Origin of the sequence: Paractinoplanes rishiriensis (assembly GCF_016862375.1) — a bacterium.
Lineage (GTDB): Bacteria > Actinomycetota > Actinomycetes > Mycobacteriales > Micromonosporaceae > Actinoplanes > Actinoplanes rishiriensis.
In genome coordinates, this window is the sequence record NZ_BOMV01000001.1 from 119,798 (window position 1) to 136,418 (window position 16,621).

Here is a 16,621-nt window from a genome sequence, read left to right on the forward strand (position 1 = left end):
TCAGCGGCCGGACTTGCGGCGCTGCTTGATCGTGGCGCGGACCTCGCGGTCCTCGTCGGCCCTACGCCGGCTGGCCACCGCCTTGCGCAGGCCGTACCCGAAGGAGGCGGCCTTGACCAGCGGGTTGGCCGCGGCCGCGGCCACGACCGTGGACAGGTTGGCTACGTTGGCGGTGACGTGCGCCGCGTGCTCGGTGATCGTGTCGACCTTGGCGAGCTGCACGTTGACACCGTCCAAAGAGACCTGGACCTGGCCGAGTGCGGTGTTCACATTCTCCACCGTCTCGTTCACGTTGCCCAGCAGCGGCCCGGTCCGGTCGGTGACCTCGTTGATCGCCCGGGTGGCAGCGTCCATCGTGCGGCCCAGCTTGAGCAGCGGGATGGCCAGCACGATGACGAGCATCAGGAAGGCGCCCGCCGCAATCAGACCTGCGATTTCTCCGGCGTCCATCAGGCGCGTCTCCTCTGGGGGTGGTGTCGGGTTCGGCGAGTCAACGTGCAGACCCTACCGTCCGTCACCGCCCCCCGCTTCACGACGGCGCGGGTGTCGGCTCCAAGAGCGGATCGTTGGACAACACCGGGTCCGGCGTCTCCCCGATCAGCGGCTGACCGCCAGTCTCGGGCTTGCCCCGCGGGTCGTAGATCGCGTTCTGCACCTTGATGCTGACGGTCGATCCGACACACTCCGCCGTCGGCTCGGGCGCCGTCGACTGCAGGCCCGCCGCGGCCGGGTCCTGCGCCGCGACCTGGTCGACCGCGCACTCCGGCAGCCGGACCCACAGGTCCAGAGTGAACTCGTCGCGCTTCCAGCAGCTGTAGGTGCCCTGGTCGGCCGCAACCGGCGTCTCCGGGCAGGCGCCGACGGTCCACGGCTGCCAGCCGGCGGCCCGGAGTGCGTCCGAGTAGGCCCGGGTGGTCTCCTTGAACGGCTGCTCGGACTGCGTGATCCGCTCCCGGAACCGGCACTCGAAGAAGCACCACCGGCTCCCACTGCCCTGGTCCACGGCTTCCTGAGCGGCCCAGGCCGGCACGTCGAGAGCGTCCAGCGAGCTGAACACCGGATCCTTGGTGGCCGACCGCAGCCCGAAGAACGCGGGCAGCACCACCAGCACCACCACAGCGATCGACAGCAGCGTGACCACCCGCAACTGCCGCTTGCTGCGCATCTGGTTGCGCAGTTCCTCGCCGGCCCCGCGCAGCCCGCCCGCGCCCTCGGTGGCCTTGGCGGGCACCGGAGGCCGGGCCCCGGCGGCTTTCGCCGCGGCGGCTTTGGCGCCGACTACCGGTGACGCTTCACCCCTTGGGGGTACGCCGGGTTCCCCGCGCTCCGGTGCCGAGGTACGCCCGGAGGCCGCCCCCTTGCCCGGCGCGAGTGTCCCGGCGGCGGCTGCTTTGACAGAGGCGGAGGCAACGGAAACCGAAGCGCTCCCCACCCCCACGGAGGCACTGCCGACCGATGCACTGCCGACGGAGGCAGCAGCCACCGCGGCCGTGCCCGCACCGTTGCGCCCCGGCGCCGAACCGCGACCGATCGGACCCGAAGGCCCCGGCCCCGACCCACCGGGCGACCGGCTGGCCGGTCCCGCACCGCGCGGACCGCCACCCTGCCCGTTCGGCCCCCCGGCGGGAAGCCGCTGGCTGTGCCCACCGTCCGGCCCGGCACCCGGCAGACGCTGGCTGTGCTGCCCGCCCCCGCCGTCAAGACGCTGACCGTGCTGCCCGCCCCCGCCTTCCAGGCGCTGACTGTGCTGCCCACCGTCGGCGATGCGCTGACTGTGCTGCCCGGTCTCGGGCCGCTGGCCGTGCTGGCCGCCGTCCGGCAGGCGCTGGCTGTGCTGCCCACCGTCGGGGCGCTGGCCGTGCTGTCCGCCGTCGGGGCGCTGGCCGTGCTGTCCGCCGTCGGGCCGCTGACCGTGCTGTCCGCCCTCGGGCCGCTGACCGTGCTGTCCGCCCTCGGGCCGCTGACCGTGCTGTCCGCCGTCCGGCAGACGTTGGCTGTGCTGGGCCGCGAGCGGCTGGCGCTGGGGTGCGCCGGCCGGTCCGTTCGTCCCGGGCGCGCCCGGAACGGGTTGGCTGTGTTGGCCGGGACCGTGTTGCGGCCCCGCCGCAGGCGAACGCCCCGGCGAAACCGGACCGGCCGGCATAGCCCCGGTCGCCAGCCCCCCACGCGCTCCCGCGCCCGGCTGACCGCCGCGTGCGTCCGGCCCCTGGGGACCTCGTGCGCCCGGCCCCGGCGGACCACCTCGTGCGCCCAGCCCCTGGGTTCCACTTCGTGCGCCGGGCCCCGGCGGACCACCGCGGGTGCCCGGTTCCGGCTGGCCGCCGAAAGCTCCGTCCTGCTGGCCACCACGCGCCGGTCCCTGCGGACCACCGCGCCCGCCCGGCCCACCGCGGCCGTTACGGCCGCCGCCCGGCCCACCGTTCTCACCCGGCCGCTGCGCCGCAGCGCCGGTGCGCTCGGCCATCGCGCCGGCGCGTCCCGGCACGGCCGGCATCCGAGCACCCTGCCGTCCTGGCACCACCGGCGGCGCGACCTTGGCCGACGCCCGAGCCGGCTTGGCCGGCCCGCCCACACCGGGCCCACCAGCACCCGGCCCACCAGCACCCGGCCCACCAGCACCCGGCCCACCAGCACCCGGCCCACCAGCACCCGGCCCACCAGCACCGGGACGACCCGAACCCGGGCCACCGGGATCGCGGCCAGCGCCACGTCCGTCAGCGCCACGTCCTCCGGCACCGCGGCTGCCATCCGGTACGAAGCCGCCCGGCTCCGCACCGTGGCGCGCCCCACCCGGCTGGGCATCGTTGGGTCCGCCGTGTCCGGGGCCGCCCGGGCGGCCGTGCTGCGGGCCGTCGTGCGGCGCGCCCGGCGACGGGATCGCCCGGCTGCCGCGACCGCGCTGCCCGCGGCCGTCCTCGGCCCCGGGGAAGGCGCCGTGGCGCCCGCTGTCATCGAATTCCGCCGCCGCGCCGTGGCGTGCCGGGCCGCGGCCGTCCTCGCCGTGCCGGCCACCGCCGTCGCCGGGGTAGCCCGGTCCTCCGCCCGGGAAACTCGGTGTGCCACCGCTGAACCGCCCACCCGCAGGCGGCGGCCCACCGGCTGGCGACACCGGACCGGACATCGGGGCACGACCGGGCGCCGCGCCAGGCGGCGGCCCGTCCGGCCGGAATCGGTCACGGCCACGAGTCGGCGCCGAAGAGACCGGCCGCGAAGCCGGCGACACCGGCCGGGAAGCGGGTGAAACCGGCCGGGAAGCCGGCGACACCGGCCGCGACGCCGGAACCTCGGGCCGGTTCGCGGACAGGGGAACGTCGGGCCGGTTGGCCGACATCGGCACGTCGGGCCGCCCACCGGACATCGGCACGTCGGGCCGCCCACCGGACATCGGCCCATCGGCGCGGCCACCCGGCATCGGCCCATCGGCGCGGCCACCCGGCATCGGCCCATCCGGCCGGGCGCCGGGCATCGGCACCTCGGGGCGGTTGGCAGACATCGGCACGTCGGGACGGTTGCCGGACATCGGCACCGCTGATGGGTTGCCCGACACAGGCACCCCGGCCGGATTGCCGGACAAAGGCACCCCAGACGGATTGCCCGACATAGGCACCGCAGGCGGATTGCCTGACATGGGCACCGCGGGCGGATTGCCGGACATCGGCACCGGGCCCGGACTCATCGGGTCGACGGGACGGCGGCCCTGGCCGGGAACCTGCGTGGGCATACCCGCCCCGCCCCGGCGCGATCCGCCGCCGGCCGGGGACACCGGCGCGGCGCCCATCGGGCCGGGTGAAACCGGCCCGGCTGCCATCCGGCCCGGCGACACCGGACCCGGCGGCATCCGGCCGGGCGGGGCCTGACCGGGCGGCGGCACACGACCCGGAGAAACAGGACCCGGCGGCATCCGGCCCGGCGCGCCCGCACCCGGCGAAACCTGCCCGGGCGGCATCTGGCCCGGCGGCACCCGGCCCGGCGGCATCTGGCCCGGCGGCACCCGGCCCGGAGGCATCTGACCCGGCGGCATCTGACCCGGCGGCATCTGGCCCGGCGGCATCTGGCCGGGTGACACCGGCGCGGCCGGCGACCGGCCGCCGGCCGGGAAAGCGCCGCTGCCGTCCTGCCAGCCGGGGCCGCCGCCGCGGAAGGGCTGGTCGTCGTCGAGGCTGTCGCCGGGGCCGGGGGCCACGCGGCCGGACTTGCTGGTGCGGCCCTCGCCGGCGAGGGTGCCGGGGCCGATCGCGCCGCGCTGTTCCTTGGCCGTGCGCAGGTCGTCCAGCCAGCCGGTCTCCTCCTGCGGGACCTCCTCGAGCTCCGCCGGCTCGGGACGTCCGCGACCGAACCGGCGGCCCTTGCGCGCCGCGGCTTCGTTGCGCAGGTCGGCCTCGTCGTCGGGCCGTTTCACGGCTGTTCCTCTCCGGCGGTTTCGCCGCTGTCGTCTGCCCGGGCCTCGGGCGCCGGCACGTCGTCGGTCGCCGGTGGCGGTGCCGGCGGCGCGTCGTTAAGCGAAGAGCGTGACGCATCCGGGGCCGGAGCACCACCCGCCGCGCGGTCGGCGCTGGTTGGCGGAGCGGCGGGGCGGCCGGCTGGTGGCTGCCCGCGGACGATCCGGCGCAACCGGGGAACCCGCTCGCTGACTGCGCGTTCGGCCCCGTGCTCGGTCGGTTGGTAGTAATCGACGTCGGTGAGATCGTCTGGAGCGTACTGCTGCGTGACCACCCCGCGCGGATCGTCGTGCGGGTAGCGGTAGCCGCGACCGTGACCAAGACCACGTGCGCCCGGGTAGTGGGCGTCGCGCAGGTGGGCCGGAACGGTGCCGCCCCTGCCGGCGCGCACGTCGGCCATCGCGGCGCCCAGCGCCATGGTGACGCTGTTGGACTTGGGCGCGGTGGCCAGGTGCACCACGGCCTGTGCCAGGTTGAGCTGCGCCTCGGGCAGGCCGACCTGCTGCACGGCCTGGGCCGCGGCGGTCGCCACCAGCAGGGCCTGCGGGTCGGCCATGCCCACGTCCTCGCTGGCGAAGATGACGATGCGCCGGGCGATGAACCGCGGGTCCTCGCCGGCGACCAGCATCCGGGCCAGCCAGTGCAGCGCCGCGTCCGGGTCGCTGCCCCGCATGCTCTTGATGAACGCGCTGATCACGTCGTAGTGGGCGTCGCCGTCGCGGTCGTAGCGGACCGCCGCCACGTCCACCGCCTTCTCGGCGGTCGGCACGTCGATCTCGGCGCTGCCCTGGGCCACGGCCGTGCCGGCGGCGGCCTCCAGCGCGGTGAGCGCCTTTCGAACGTCGCCCGCTGCCAGGCGTACCAGGTGATCCTCTGCGTCGGGAGCAAGCGTGACGGCACCGCCCAGCCCTCGCTCATCGGTGAGTGCGCGGCGCAGCAGGCGCCGGACCTCGTCGTCGCCGAGTGCGCGCAGGGTGAGCAGCACACACCGGGAGAGCAAAGGCGAAATGACCGAGAAGTACGGGTTTTCGGTGGTGGCCGCCAGGAGCGTCACCGTGCGGTCCTCGACGGCGGCGAGCAGCGAATCCTGCTGGGTCTTGCTGAAGCGGTGCACCTCGTCGATGAACAGGACGGTGGGTGCGCCGCCGTACCGCCGCTCCCGGCGCGCCGTGTCGATCACCGCGCGCACGTCCTTGACACCGGCGGAGAGCGCCGACATGGCGATGAACTTGCGGTTGGTGGCGGTCGCGACCAGGTGGGCGATGGTGGTCTTACCAGTGCCGGGCGGGCCCCAGAGGATCACCGACATCGGGCTGGCGCCGGTCACCAGCTGACGCAGCGGGCTGCCGGGCGCGAGCAGGTGTTCCTGGCCGACCAGTTCGTCGAGGATGGCGGGACGCATCCGCACCGGCAATGGGGAATCGGCGGACGGTGCGCTGAACGCGGTCGTGGCCGGTGACGCGGTCTGTACGCCACCGGGCTGCGCCAGGGAGAAGAGCCCGTCCGTTTCCATCGGCACCGACAGTACCGGCCCGCCCCACGATGCCCGAAATGCAACATCAGCATCGTGCGGTGGGCCGGTGCCCGGATGGGTGGACAGCCTGTGGATCAACCGCGGCCGGGACGGCGGCCGTAGAAGCGCCGGCCGCTGCCGGTGCCGGTGCCGGTGCCGCGCGGGCCGCTGCCGATGCCGGCCAGGTAGAGCGACAGCAGCAGGAAGCCGATCGAGGCCATAGTCGGGAAGTTGAAGAGGTCGGGGGCACCCAGGTTGGTGTCCAGCAGGTCGAGCAGGAGCCAGATACCGAAAACGACGGCTGCGGCGATGGCGAGCATTTGGTCCTCCGTGGGGGTGAGAGCCTGGTGAGCGGCATGTACCCCGGACGCCACCGGCGTCAAACTCCACCGTGGATCAGTCAGCCAGCCGAAAGAGCAGAACCGTCTCCCATTTGTGCATATCGGGCTCTTCGGCGGGGTTGGTCATCAGCAGTTCGAGTCGGCAACCCCACACCTCGCCGGTCGGCGTCGGCTCCATGTCCCAGGTCAGGCCCTGCTCGCGGGCCCAGTCGAGCAGGCGCGAGGTGACCGCCACCAACTCGTCGGGATGCCCGATGTGGCTGACTGTGACGTACCGGCCGCCGGGCAGGTGCTCGGTGAACAGCGGCTCGGCGACGTCGACCGGTCCGGCCACCGGGATGCCGGCCTCGACCACCAGGTCGGCCGACATGTCGATCACGCGGTACCGGAAGAAGGGCGGGCCGGCCGGGACCAGGCCGCGCTCGGCCAGGTGACCGAACATGTCGGGAAGATGGTCCGCAACCCGGGCGAACTCGGTCATGGTGATCGACTCGCGGCGGCCCACATAGGCCTGTTCCACCCGGTCCACAATCATCGGCTGCACGCCGACAGTCTCACAAAACCGGTGGCCGTACGCATTCCGTACGGCCACCGGTGTGTCGTCAGTTCGAGTGCTCCACGCGTACCGCCTGGCCGTCGGTGCCCGGGGTGCCGGCGGCCGGCTTCGGCTTGGCGTCGATGCCCGCCTCGAGCCGCTGCTGCGCGGTGATCGGGGTGGGCGCGGTGGTCAGCGGGTCGTAGCCGCCGCGGGTCTTGGGGAACGCGATGACCTCGCGGATCGACTCGTTGCCGGACAGCAGCATGCAGGTGCGGTCCCAGCCGAGGGCGATGCCGGCGTGCGGCGGCGGGCCGTACTTGAACGCCTCGAGCAGGAAGCCGAACTTGTCCTGCGCCTCCTCGGGCGAGATGCCGAGCAGGTCGAAGACCCGGCTCTGCACGTCGGCGCGGTGGATACGGACGCTGCCGCCGCCGATTTCGTTGCCGTTGACGACGATGTCGTACGCGTAGGCGAGAGCCCGGTCGGGCGCCTCCTCGAACTTGTCGATCCACTCGTCGTTCGGCGAGGTGAACGGGTGGTGGACCGCGGTCCAGCCGCCCTCATCAGTCTTTTCGAACATGGGGGCGTCGACGACCCAGCAGAACGCCCAGGCGCCCTCGTCGATCAGGTTGGACCGTTTCGCGATCTCGATGCGGGCCGCGCCGAGCAGTTCCTGCGCCTCCCGCCTTTCCTGCGCCGCGGCGAAGAAGATCGCGTCGCCGGGCTTGGCGCCGACCGCGTCGGCCAGGCCGGACAGGTGCGCCTCGGAAAGGTTCTTGGCGACCGGGCCTCTCGGCTCGCCGGTTTCCTGATCGAGGACCACGTAGGCCAGGCCGCGGGCGCCGCGCGCCTTGGCCCAGTCCTGCCAGCCGTCCAGCTCCTTGCGGGTCTGCGAGGCGCCGCCCGGCATGACCACCGCGCCGACGTAGCCGCCGTTGTCGATGGCGCCCGCGAACACCCGGAACTCGGTGCCGCGCAGGTAGTCGGTCAGCTCGACCAGCTCGAGGCCGTAGCGCAGATCGGGCTTGTCGGAGCCGTACCGGTTCATCGCGTCGGTCCAGGTGATCCGCGGGATCGGGAGCTGCACCTGGTAGTCGGCGAGCTCGCTCCACAGCCGGGAGACGATCTCCTCGCCCAGCGCGATGATGTCGTCCTGGGTGACGAACGACATCTCGATGTCGAGCTGGGTGAACTCGGGCTGCCGGTCGGCGCGGAAGTCCTCGTCGCGGTAGCAGCGGGCGATCTGGTAGTACCGCTCCAGGCCGGCCACCATGAGCAGCTGCTTGAACAGCTGCGGGGACTGCGGCAGGGCATACCAGGTGCCGGGCTGGAGCCGGACCGGGACCAGGAAGTCGCGGGCGCCCTCCGGCGTCGACCGGGTCAGCGTCGGCGTCTCGATCTCGTTGAAGTCGCGGGCGTGCAGCACCTCGCGGGCGATCTGGTTGGCCCGGCTGCGCAGCCGCAGCGCCGCGGCCGGCCCGGACCGGCGCAGGTCGAGGTAGCGGTATTTCAGGCGGAGGTCGTCGGACGCGGTGACCGTGTCGTCGACCGGCAGCGGCAGCGGCGCGGCCTCGGACAGCACGGTCAGCTGCGCGGCGACCACCTCGATCTCGCCGGTCGCCAGGTCGGGGTTCTCGTTGCCCTCGGGCCGCCTGCTGATCTCGCCGACGACCTTGATGCAGTACTCGTTGCGCAGCGCGTGCGCATCCTCCTCGCGGAAGACCACCTGCACGACGCCCGAGGCGTCCCGGAGATCGACGAAGATGACACCACCGTGGTCGCGCCGGCGGGCCACCCACCCGGCGAGCGTCACCGTCGTGCCGGCGTCGCTCGCGCGCAGGCTGCCGGCGTCATGGGTACGGATCACGGGAATGTCTCCTCACAGATGTACGGGGCGCACCCGACATTCTGTCAGGGCGCCCCGCGCGACCGCCGTCAGGCCGTGACTTTCCAGGACGTGGCCCGCATCCCCGCGGTGCCGGTCTGGCCCACGTCGGTCACCTCCACCAGCGCCATCGCCGCCGGCGTCCCACCGGTCAGCACGCACAGCACGGCGCCCTTCTTCACCTCGGCGCTGGCACCGGGCCCGAGCGGGCTGGTGCGGATCGCCTTCGCGCAGCCGGCCGCGTCGGTGTCGGCGTCCTTGACCTGCGCGCCGGCGACCGCGCCGGGCCCCAGCGTGAGACGCGGCGGCTCGGTGCCACAACGACTGTCGTAGCGCAGGTCGCTGACCTTCTCGACGGCGTTGGCCCGGGGCTCGTCCAGGTCGACGAAGAGGACGGCCGAGCAGCCGACCTGGACCCGCAGCGGTTCCTGCGCATAACTGACGGCGAAGTCGGTGACCGCCGGCCGCACCTGCGCCGCCGCGGCGGCCGCGGCCGGTGCCCGCTCGGCGAGGGTCAGCGCCCGCCATGCGGCCAGCACCGCCACCGCCGAGGTGGTCAGCGAGAAGACCGCGACCAGCACGCCGAGCCAGGCGATCCGGTCCCGCCGGTGCTGCGGCCGGTCGTCGATCCGCTCGGTGGGCCCGTCCGGCACGGCGTCGTCCCGGCCCCGGTTGATCGGGTACGGGTCCCGGCCCCGCGAGTTGATGTTGTTGGCGTTCCCGGCGTTGGCGTTGGCGTTCGCGGCGTTGGCGTTCGCGTTGTTGGCGCGGAACACAGACATGAGGCGACTCCGAGGCGGGGCGGCAAATCGGCGTAAAGGGGACCATAGATGCGTCGATGAATCAGCCCCATCCCCCGCTGAGGGGACTCACCTATCCGGGCGACCCCCGGCGGCGAGCGTCCACCTCGATTTCGATGCGCATCCGGGGATCGGCCAGCCCGCAGACCATCATGGTGGCGGCCGGCCGTACCGCCCCGAAATACCGCCGGAGAACCGGCCAGCAGCGCTCAAAATCGTCCCGGTCCGGCAGCAGGTAACGAACGCGAACCACGTCGGCAAAGCCGCAGCCGGCCTCGTCGAGAGCGGCCCCGATGTTCCGCAGGCACTGCTCGGCCTGCGCCAGCACATCATCGGAAATGGTCATGGTCGCGTAATCGAACCCGGTAGTCCCCGACACGTAAACCCGATCACCGTCGACGACGGCCCGCGCATACCCGATCAATTCCTCAAACGTGGACCCGCTGAGAATCACCCGTCGCTCGCTCACCCCCGAACGCTAACCGCGGGGAACGCCGGGCCGGTGGGACCGCCGGCCCGGCGTTCGGTTTCAGGTGAGGATTCGGCGGTCGGGGCGTAGGGACGCCGGCAGTTCGATGGTGATGAACTCGTTGTTGTCGGCCACGCCCGCGGCACGGCCCGTCGAGAACGGGAAGTTGTTGTCGTTCAGGACGGCTATCCGGTGCGGGTCGAGGATCACCACGTCCTCGATGGTCTGGAACGGGAAGGTGAACGTCGGGCCGAAGCCGCCCAGGTTGCGCGGGTTGGCGATATTCATCAGGTCGACCAGCAGGGTCTTGGTGAGGCTGCCGCCGCGGCGCTCGGCCACGTAGAGGCGCTTCACCACGGCGGTCGGGCCCTGGCCGCCGTCGCGTTCGATGATCAGGAAGCGGTTCTGGTCGATGGCGATCGCGTCGCCGATGGCCAGGTCCGGGTTCTCCAACGGGTAGGCATAGCGCTTGCCGGTGTAGCTGCCGGTTCGCAGGTCGAACTCGTTGAGCCGCAACTGGCCGGCCGGGTCGCCGGTCACCGCGCCCTCCAGGAGCGCGTACAGGTAGCGGCCGTCCGGAGACTTCGCCAAGCCCTCGAAACCCTTGCTGCTCCTGGCCGTCGCCGTTGCGCCGGTTCGGGCCGCGGTTTCCGGTGCCACCACGCCGGGTAGCGGCACCGGTGCGCCCAGCAGTCGGCCGGCGCGGTCGAAGTGCAGCAGGTACGGGCCGAACTCGTCGCCGATCCAGTAGCTGCCGTCAGCCAGCCGCGCGATCGACTCGACGTCGAAATCGGCTCCGGTCAGCACCCGGTCGGCGCGGGTCAAAGGCCAGGTCACGTACGCGTCCGGATCGGTTAGCGTGAGGCCCCCGAGCACGTCGATCGTGCCGGACCGGAACGACGGCGCGAGCCGCTGGATGCGCAGCAGGAAGTCGGCCGAGTTGGCCTGGTTGCCGTAACCGTTGTCGGAGAGCACGTCGAAGCTGCCGTCCGGATTGGCCACGATGCCGGAGAAGCCCTGGATCGGCTGGTCGGCGAACGGCACCGGGAAGCCGTTGGTGTTGCCGGTGACCTGGCTGCCGGACGGTTCGCTGCCGGGCACGAAAGTCCCGGCCGGCAACGACGCAAACCCGGTCAGCGTCGGCACCGCGACCCGCGGCGGTGCGGATGCCACCGACACATTGCCGGTCAGGGCCACGGTGAGCGCCAGTACGCCGGCGCCGGCCAGCACCCTACGGAAGATCCTCGTCATGTGCGCCGACGTTAGGGACGCTCCGTGAACCGGGGACTATCGCCCGGTGGCGGTCAGGTGCACGATCCACCGTCGACGAACCAGCCGTCCCGCAGGATCGGCACCACTGCGGTCACGCCCACCGCGGCGGCCACCTCGACGTCGCCCGCGAAGCCGTAACCGCGCAGTTCGCGACCGCTGACCGACTCGCGCAGCGCGCTGCCCACGGCCGGTGACACCCCGCGGTACGCCCACAGCGCGGCGGCCGCCTCGGGCGAGAACCCCTCGTCCGGCGCCGGGCCGGCCAGCCCGTCCAGGAAGGCCCCGGCACCCCACAGGTCCTCGACCGCGGGCCGCAACGACCCGTCCGGCCACCGCTCCCCCGACGCCACCACCCCGACCGGCCGGTCGCCGGCGCGTTCGCGCACCCACTCGGCGGCCGCCTTGGCGTTGCGCAGCGACACCCCCACCACGGTGACACCGGCGTCGGCGAGCCGGACCGAGATGGCCGAGCCGTTCGGCGACGGCAGCACCAGGCGGTCGATGCCGTCGGCGCGCAGGTTGGCGTTCAGGATGCTCTCGGGCGACAGGGTGATCTGGCCCGGACCGGCCTGTTTGCGCAGCACGGCCAGCATCGCGCCGTGCCGGCGGGCCACGTCCACCGCCGAGTCGTCGCGCCAGCGGTAGGGCAGGACGCGGATGCCCTGCTCCACGGCCACGGTCAGGGTCGTGGTGAAGGACAGCACGTCGACCACCGCGACGAAGGCCGCACCGGGCGCCACCACGTCGGCACCCACCGGGCCCCAGTCGAAACGCACCCGATAGCCACCCTGCCCCTCCGCAAGGCTCATCGGACGCCGCTCATGCCATCGACCGTAACGGATCGGTCGCGGAAGGTCACGACGGGCCGCCCACCTCCTTCAGGTCGAACCGCCAGTCGTTGCACCGGATGGGATTGCCCTTCGGATATTCGAAATCCGTCTCGCCCTGCAACTCGAAACCCGCCCGCGAGCACACCGAGTTGGACATGGCGTTGTCGACCCGGGGATAGGCGTGCACCCAGCGGTGGCGGTCCTCGGCGGCGGCGAGCCCGAGCACCGCGAGCGCGGCGCCGACCGCGAACCCGCGGCTCTGGTAGGCGCGCAGCACCTTCCAGCCCATCTCGTAGACCGTGCGGCCCCGCCACTCGCGTTCCCAGTAGCCGACCGAGCCGACCGGGTCGGGGTCGTCCTCCGACATGATCAGGAACATCGCCCCGGTGCCCGTGCGGGTCATCTCGAGGATGCGGCGATGACGCTCCATGATCGAGTCATCGGACTCCACCCCACCCAGATATGCGTGCATCTCGGGCGTGTTCGCCCGCCGCTCCAAGGCCGGCCCGCGCTCGTCCCACGACTCCAGCCAGAAGTTCGCCATGGCCCCATCGTCCACCGGAGGTCCGACAATTTCAGAGGTAAGTCTGGAGGATGTCCACCACCCGATGGTTGTCGTCCACCACCGGCAGGTAACGCCATTTGTCGAACGCCGTGCACGGATGCGAGATGCCGAACCGGACCAGGTCGCCCGGCTCGAGATCGGACGCCCCGGCCAGATAGGTGTGATGGTCGTTCAGCCTGGTGACCGTGAAATCGGCCGGCCGCGAGGCACCGTCGCGCCGCACCTCCAGCGGCACCGGCAGGCCCTCGTCGAACGGGGCGTCCCGCTTGCCCATCCCGGCGATCGCCAGCCCGGGCTCCGGAGTGGACAGCACCTGCGCCCAGAGCTCCAGCGCGGCGGTGAGCGGGCCCTCACCGGGCACTCGCCGGAACGGCGTACGGAATCGATAGAAACCGTCGTCGTGGGTGACCGAGGCCCCGCTGCGCAGGACCCGGCGCAGATCGCGCGGCAGCGCGGCCAGCCGGTCCACCACCCGGTCGAACCAGGCGCTGCCACCCGCCGACACCAGCGCGCCGTCCGGCAGCAGACCCTCGGCGCGCAGCCGGGTCACCCCGGCCACCAGCCGGTCCAGGAACTCGTCGACCGCCGGCTGGTCGGGCAACCCGCCCTCGTACGCGGTGACGCCGGCCAGCTCGAGCCCGTCCGCCTCGTGCACCGCGCGCGCCACCGCCGCCAACTCGTCCAGCGTCCGCGCGCCGGTCCGGCCACCCGGGTGACCCAGCTCGACCAGCAGGCGCAGCCGGTGACCGGCCGCAGCGCGTACCGCCGGAACGGAATCGACCTGGAGAAAGACGCCTGCCTGACCACCCAGCCAGCCCAGCACCGCCGGGTCGAGCACCTCGTTGGCGATCAGCACCCGCTCGACGCCGAGCCGCTTGAGCACCAGCGCCTGGTTGGCGGTGGCCACCGTCATCCCCCACGCGCCCGCCGCGAACTGGGCGGCCAGCAGGCCCGGCGCCATCGTGGTCTTGGCGTGCGGGGCGAAGTCGAACCCGTGCCGGCGGCAGTACTCCGCCATGGTCGCGATGTTGGCCTCGGCGGCCGACCGGCGCAGCACCAGCACCGGCCAGGTGAAGCCGCCGCCGAACAGGCTGGGCCGCTCGCGCGCGTAGTCGGCGGCGGTGCGCTCGCCGTCCGGCAGCCAGAAGCCCTTGCACCGCCAGTCCACCCGCGGCTCGGGCACCTCGGTGCCGTTCATTGGGCCGCTCATCGGGCCGCTCATCGGGCCAGGCCGCTCAAGGGTGTCGCCGGATCGATCGCGTTCATGACCTCGACCAGGCGTTTCTCCTCGCCGCGGAAATGCGTCTCGAGGATCGCGGCCAGCCCGTCGAGGTCGGCCGGATCGGCGGTCGCCCGCACCTTGACCAGCAGGCCCGCGATGATCTCGTGGTCCCGGGCAAGCCCGGCCAGGAAGTCCCGCAGCTCCGGGTGCCGGGCCGCGAGCAGCGGAAACACGGTCTCGTCCTCGCCGGTGTGATGGCGGGTCACCTCGGCGCAGAACGCGACGCAGTGCGCCTCGAAATCCGGCTCGGGGACCACGCCGTCGCGCAGGTCGTCGAGCATCTCCCGGAGCCGGGCGTGCACCTCGATCAACTGATTGCCGTACGCCATGAACCGCACGTACTCGTCAAACTCCACCGGCTCGTCAAACTCCATCGGAAGGCATCCGAACAGAACAGCCACGCGCCCGTCAACCCGGTCATACACTCCGGGAGTGTCGCCCCGCGCCGCCCGTCTCCTGGCGATCCCGTTCATGCTGGTCGCCTGCGTGCTCAGCGCGCTGACCAACCTGTGGCTGCACCCGTCCCAGCCCTCGGCCGAGGTGACCCTGGGGGCCCGGGCGGCGTGTGTGGTGGTGGCGCTCGGCGGCTACCTGGCAGTCCTGGGACGCGCCCGGAAACGCCCGGCGGCCTGGCAGGCCGACCCGGAACACCGCCGCTTCACCGCGACACCCGGGCCGTTGCCGGCCGGGACGACGGCCGTGGTCGGCGGCTGGGCGGCCGGCACCGCCGCCACCGCGACCGGCCGCCTCGACACGCTCGGCGGCATCCTCATCGGGTTGGGTGCGGTGCTGATGGCCGCGCTGACCGTGCGGTTGCTGCTGGGCCATCCGATCCTGATCCTCACCCCCGACGGGCTCACCGTGGTGCGCAGCCGCGACGGCTTCTCGGTGCGCTGGGACGACCTGGCCGACGACACCCTGCACCCGTCGGGCCGGCACAACCTGCGCGCACCGATCCTGATCGAGCGGACCGAGGCCGGCGGCACCCGCAAGCGGGTGCTGCCGGTCGACCGTCTGCACATCGATCCGGAGTTCGCGGCCGCCACCGTCCGCCGCTACGTCGAGCACCCGGCGCGGCGCGCCGAGATCGGCACCGCCGCCGAGGTCGAGGCGCTCCAGCCGGCCTGAGCTGTCAGCACTCGGTGTCGCCGGTGAGCGCGCCCTTGGTCAGCGTCACGTCCCGCCCGGCCAGCCGGATCAGCAGCCCCTCCGGGAGTACGGCGACGCTCTGGTAGGCCAGATTCGGCGGCAGCGGCTGCAGGTCGTACGAGGTCTCCTGTGCTTTGACCTCGGCCAGCACGTTCTTGGCCGGGAACCGGGTGCCGAACATCTCGATCTGCTCGGGCGCGATGTCCAGGGTGGTGCCGGTGATCCGCGGCTTGGCGTGCAGCACGATCGGGGTGTCCTCCTGCGAGCCGGTGACGGTCGCGGTGAGCAGCCCGCCCTCGGCGCTGTAGACGGTCGGCCGGTCCTTGGGCTGCGCCAGCGCCGAGAACGGCCGGGTGGTGACGCCGCTGATCACCAGCTTGATCCCGTCGTCGTCGACCGAGACCGAGCGGTACCGCACGCCGGCGGGCAGGGCCGGCAGCGTACGCGTCAGACTTTCCTGGTCGATCTGGGACAGCACGAGCCGGGCCAGCGGGTCGGTGGTCCGGCGGTCGGCGCCCAGGATGCGCACCGTCTGCGGCTCCAGGGTGAGCGTCCCGCCGGTGAGCCGCGGCGCCGTGAAGATGGTCAGCGGCACGTTGATGATCGGCTCGATCCCGACCGACGTGGAGATCCCGAGCAGCCCGTCCTCGGCCACATAGGTCACGTCCCGGTCACCGACCTGCGGCGGCAGCGTGTTCAGCCTGGTGGTGGACACCCCGGCGATCTCCACGTGCAGCCCGTCCCGCCGCGGCGTGATCGACCGGTAACTCACCCCGTCCGGCAAATCAGGCAAATCTTGTGACCGTACGCCTCCCGTCAGGTCGGACACCTCAGCGGCCGGCAGCGTCTGCCCGAAGATCTCCAGGCGCTGCGGCACGGACCGTACGGTCGCACCCTGGATCTGCATCTTGAGGAACAGCTTGGCCTTGACGTTCTTGGAGTTCTCCCGCGGCGACAGCACGTTGACGGTCAGCCCGCCGTCCTCGGCCCGCTGGTAGGAGGGCACGGGTTCCCCGTCGGCCGACGGCATGTTGGCGAACCCCACGGTGATGGCCGCCTCCATGCTCCCGACGTGGGTGCTGTTCCCGTCCGGCTGCGAAACGTCCCGCATCGTCGCGCTGAAAGCCGCATGGGGTACGCCGCTGAGGGTCGCGTCCGGCACCGTCAGCTGCACCTCGGCGAGCCGTTGCCGGAGCACCTGCGGCAGCAGCCGGCCACCGCCCACCTTGACGGTCGGCTCCACCGCGAGCGACCCCGCGCAGGCCACCTGTCCCTTCACCCGATCGGCGATCTGCCCGGCGAGAATCGCGTCCACAAATGGCACCGGCACGGCGAGCACCAGCATGCCGCCCGCGAGCACCAGCCCCACCCCGCCGGCCGCCCACGCAATCCGCCGCCGCCGGACCGGCCCCCCGGTATGCGCGGCCCGATGAAACACACGCCCGATGCGCAGGCGCGAGATGATCCGAGCGGGTTCGAACGCCGCCATGTCGGCCCCCAGCTTGAAAGGTCACCGCCTCTACACGCGTTATTACGCA

Annotated in this window: 17 protein-coding genes; 3 read left to right on the forward strand and 14 right to left on the reverse strand. The window is 72.6% G+C overall.

Annotation, left to right across the window (positions count from 1 at the left end; genetic code table 11):
• Together Ari01nite_RS00565 and Ari01nite_RS00570 are read right to left on the reverse strand one after the other, a co-directional pair.
• Positions 1 to 450: a DUF948 domain-containing protein gene (locus Ari01nite_RS00565; RefSeq protein ID WP_203778408.1), complete on the reverse strand. Its 450-nt coding sequence runs from the start codon at positions 448 to 450 to the stop codon at positions 1 to 3.
• A gap of 79 nt (positions 451 to 529) precedes the next feature.
• Positions 530 to 1,231: a hypothetical protein gene (locus tag Ari01nite_RS00570; protein ID WP_239162372.1), complete on the reverse strand. Its 702-nt coding sequence runs from the start codon at positions 1,229 to 1,231 to the stop codon at positions 530 to 532.
• Between the two features lie 408 nt (positions 1,232 to 1,639).
• On the opposite strand from Ari01nite_RS00570, the gene Ari01nite_RS00575 reads away from it, so the two are divergent.
• Both Ari01nite_RS00575 and Ari01nite_RS00580 read left to right on the forward strand, forming a co-directional pair.
• Complete coding sequence (locus Ari01nite_RS00575) at positions 1,640 to 3,241, forward strand: hypothetical protein (RefSeq protein WP_203778409.1); 1,602 nt, start codon at positions 1,640 to 1,642, stop codon at positions 3,239 to 3,241.
• Positions 3,242 to 3,320: 79 nt separating this feature from the next.
• On the forward strand, positions 3,321 to 3,857 hold the full coding sequence (locus tag Ari01nite_RS00580) for a hypothetical protein (RefSeq protein ID WP_203778410.1): 537 nt from the start codon (positions 3,321 to 3,323) through the stop codon (positions 3,855 to 3,857).
• A 538-nt stretch (positions 3,858 to 4,395) separates the two neighbouring features.
• Here Ari01nite_RS00580 and Ari01nite_RS00585 read toward each other — a convergent pair.
• From Ari01nite_RS00585 to Ari01nite_RS00635, 11 genes are all read right to left on the reverse strand, one after another.
• Entirely contained in the window at positions 4,396 to 5,952 is a 1,557-nt protein-coding gene (locus Ari01nite_RS00585) for a replication-associated recombination protein A (protein ID WP_203778411.1), read from the reverse strand.
• A gap of 95 nt (positions 5,953 to 6,047) precedes the next feature.
• Positions 6,048 to 6,272, reverse strand: coding sequence for a hypothetical protein (locus Ari01nite_RS00590; RefSeq protein ID WP_203778412.1), 225 nt, complete (start codon positions 6,270 to 6,272; stop codon positions 6,048 to 6,050).
• A 76-nt stretch (positions 6,273 to 6,348) separates the two neighbouring features.
• Complete coding sequence (locus tag Ari01nite_RS00595) at positions 6,349 to 6,828, reverse strand: GyrI-like domain-containing protein (protein WP_203778662.1); 480 nt, start codon at positions 6,826 to 6,828, stop codon at positions 6,349 to 6,351.
• A 67-nt stretch (positions 6,829 to 6,895) separates the two neighbouring features.
• Positions 6,896 to 8,698, reverse strand: coding sequence for an aspartate--tRNA ligase (gene aspS / locus Ari01nite_RS00600; RefSeq protein ID WP_203778413.1), 1,803 nt, complete (start codon positions 8,696 to 8,698; stop codon positions 6,896 to 6,898).
• A 68-nt stretch (positions 8,699 to 8,766) separates the two neighbouring features.
• Positions 8,767 to 9,498: a hypothetical protein gene (locus tag Ari01nite_RS00605; protein ID WP_239162373.1), complete on the reverse strand. Its 732-nt coding sequence runs from the start codon at positions 9,496 to 9,498 to the stop codon at positions 8,767 to 8,769.
• 91 nt (positions 9,499 to 9,589) lie between these two features.
• Complete coding sequence (locus tag Ari01nite_RS00610; protein WP_203778414.1) at positions 9,590 to 9,985, reverse strand: RidA family protein; 396 nt, start codon at positions 9,983 to 9,985, stop codon at positions 9,590 to 9,592.
• Positions 9,986 to 10,045: 60 nt separating this feature from the next.
• Positions 10,046 to 11,236, reverse strand: coding sequence for an esterase-like activity of phytase family protein (locus tag Ari01nite_RS00615; protein ID WP_203778415.1), 1,191 nt, complete (start codon positions 11,234 to 11,236; stop codon positions 10,046 to 10,048).
• 53 nt (positions 11,237 to 11,289) lie between these two features.
• Complete coding sequence (locus tag Ari01nite_RS00620; protein WP_438872114.1) at positions 11,290 to 12,033, reverse strand: 2-phosphosulfolactate phosphatase; 744 nt, start codon at positions 12,031 to 12,033, stop codon at positions 11,290 to 11,292.
• A 79-nt stretch (positions 12,034 to 12,112) separates the two neighbouring features.
• Positions 12,113 to 12,631, reverse strand: coding sequence for a GNAT family N-acetyltransferase (locus tag Ari01nite_RS00625; protein ID WP_203778417.1), 519 nt, complete (start codon positions 12,629 to 12,631; stop codon positions 12,113 to 12,115).
• 31 nt (positions 12,632 to 12,662) lie between these two features.
• Positions 12,663 to 13,862 (reverse strand): alanine racemase, encoded by a 1,200-nt coding sequence (locus tag Ari01nite_RS00630; RefSeq protein WP_239162374.1) that lies wholly within the window; start codon positions 13,860 to 13,862, stop codon positions 12,663 to 12,665.
• A gap of 8 nt (positions 13,863 to 13,870) precedes the next feature.
• Positions 13,871 to 14,308, reverse strand: a complete 438-nt coding sequence (locus tag Ari01nite_RS00635; RefSeq protein ID WP_203778418.1) for a hemerythrin domain-containing protein — start codon at positions 14,306 to 14,308, stop codon at positions 13,871 to 13,873.
• Between the two features lie 58 nt (positions 14,309 to 14,366).
• Between Ari01nite_RS00635 and Ari01nite_RS00640 the strand changes: the two genes are divergently transcribed.
• A complete protein-coding gene (locus tag Ari01nite_RS00640; RefSeq protein ID WP_203778419.1) occupies positions 14,367 to 15,062 on the forward strand; it encodes a hypothetical protein in 696 nt (231 codons plus the stop codon).
• Positions 15,063 to 15,066: 4 nt separating this feature from the next.
• On the opposite strand, the gene Ari01nite_RS00645 is transcribed toward Ari01nite_RS00640, so the two are convergent.
• Entirely contained in the window at positions 15,067 to 16,572 is a 1,506-nt protein-coding gene (locus Ari01nite_RS00645; protein WP_203778420.1) for an LmeA family phospholipid-binding protein, read from the reverse strand.
• Positions 16,573 to 16,621: the final 49 nt, after the last annotated feature.

Excerpts from the sequence above, each read along its gene's own strand:
- Ari01nite_RS00565 (WP_203778408.1), bottom strand. The coding sequence starts at position 450 with ATGGACGCCGGAGAAATCGCAGGTCTGATTGCGGCGGGCGCCTTCCTG.
- Ari01nite_RS00585 (WP_203778411.1), bottom strand. The coding sequence starts at position 5,952 with ATGGAAACGGACGGGCTCTTCTCCCTGGCGCAGCCCGGTGGCGTACAG.
- Ari01nite_RS00590 (WP_203778412.1), bottom strand. The coding sequence starts at position 6,272 with ATGCTCGCCATCGCCGCAGCCGTCGTTTTCGGTATCTGGCTCCTGCTC.
- Ari01nite_RS00595 (WP_203778662.1), bottom strand. The coding sequence starts at position 6,828 with ATGATTGTGGACCGGGTGGAACAGGCCTATGTGGGCCGCCGCGAGTCG.
- Ari01nite_RS00605 (WP_239162373.1), bottom strand. The coding sequence starts at position 9,498 with ATGTCTGTGTTCCGCGCCAACAACGCGAACGCCAACGCCGCGAACGCC.
- Ari01nite_RS00615 (WP_203778415.1), bottom strand. The coding sequence starts at position 11,236 with ATGACGAGGATCTTCCGTAGGGTGCTGGCCGGCGCCGGCGTACTGGCG.
- Ari01nite_RS00625 (WP_203778417.1), bottom strand. The coding sequence starts at position 12,631 with ATGGCGAACTTCTGGCTGGAGTCGTGGGACGAGCGCGGGCCGGCCTTG.
- Ari01nite_RS00630 (WP_239162374.1), bottom strand. The coding sequence starts at position 13,862 with ATGAGCGGCCCAATGAACGGCACCGAGGTGCCCGAGCCGCGGGTGGAC.
- Ari01nite_RS00635 (WP_203778418.1), bottom strand. The coding sequence starts at position 14,308 with ATGGAGTTTGACGAGCCGGTGGAGTTTGACGAGTACGTGCGGTTCATG.
- Ari01nite_RS00645 (WP_203778420.1), bottom strand. The coding sequence starts at position 16,572 with ATGGCGGCGTTCGAACCCGCTCGGATCATCTCGCGCCTGCGCATCGGG.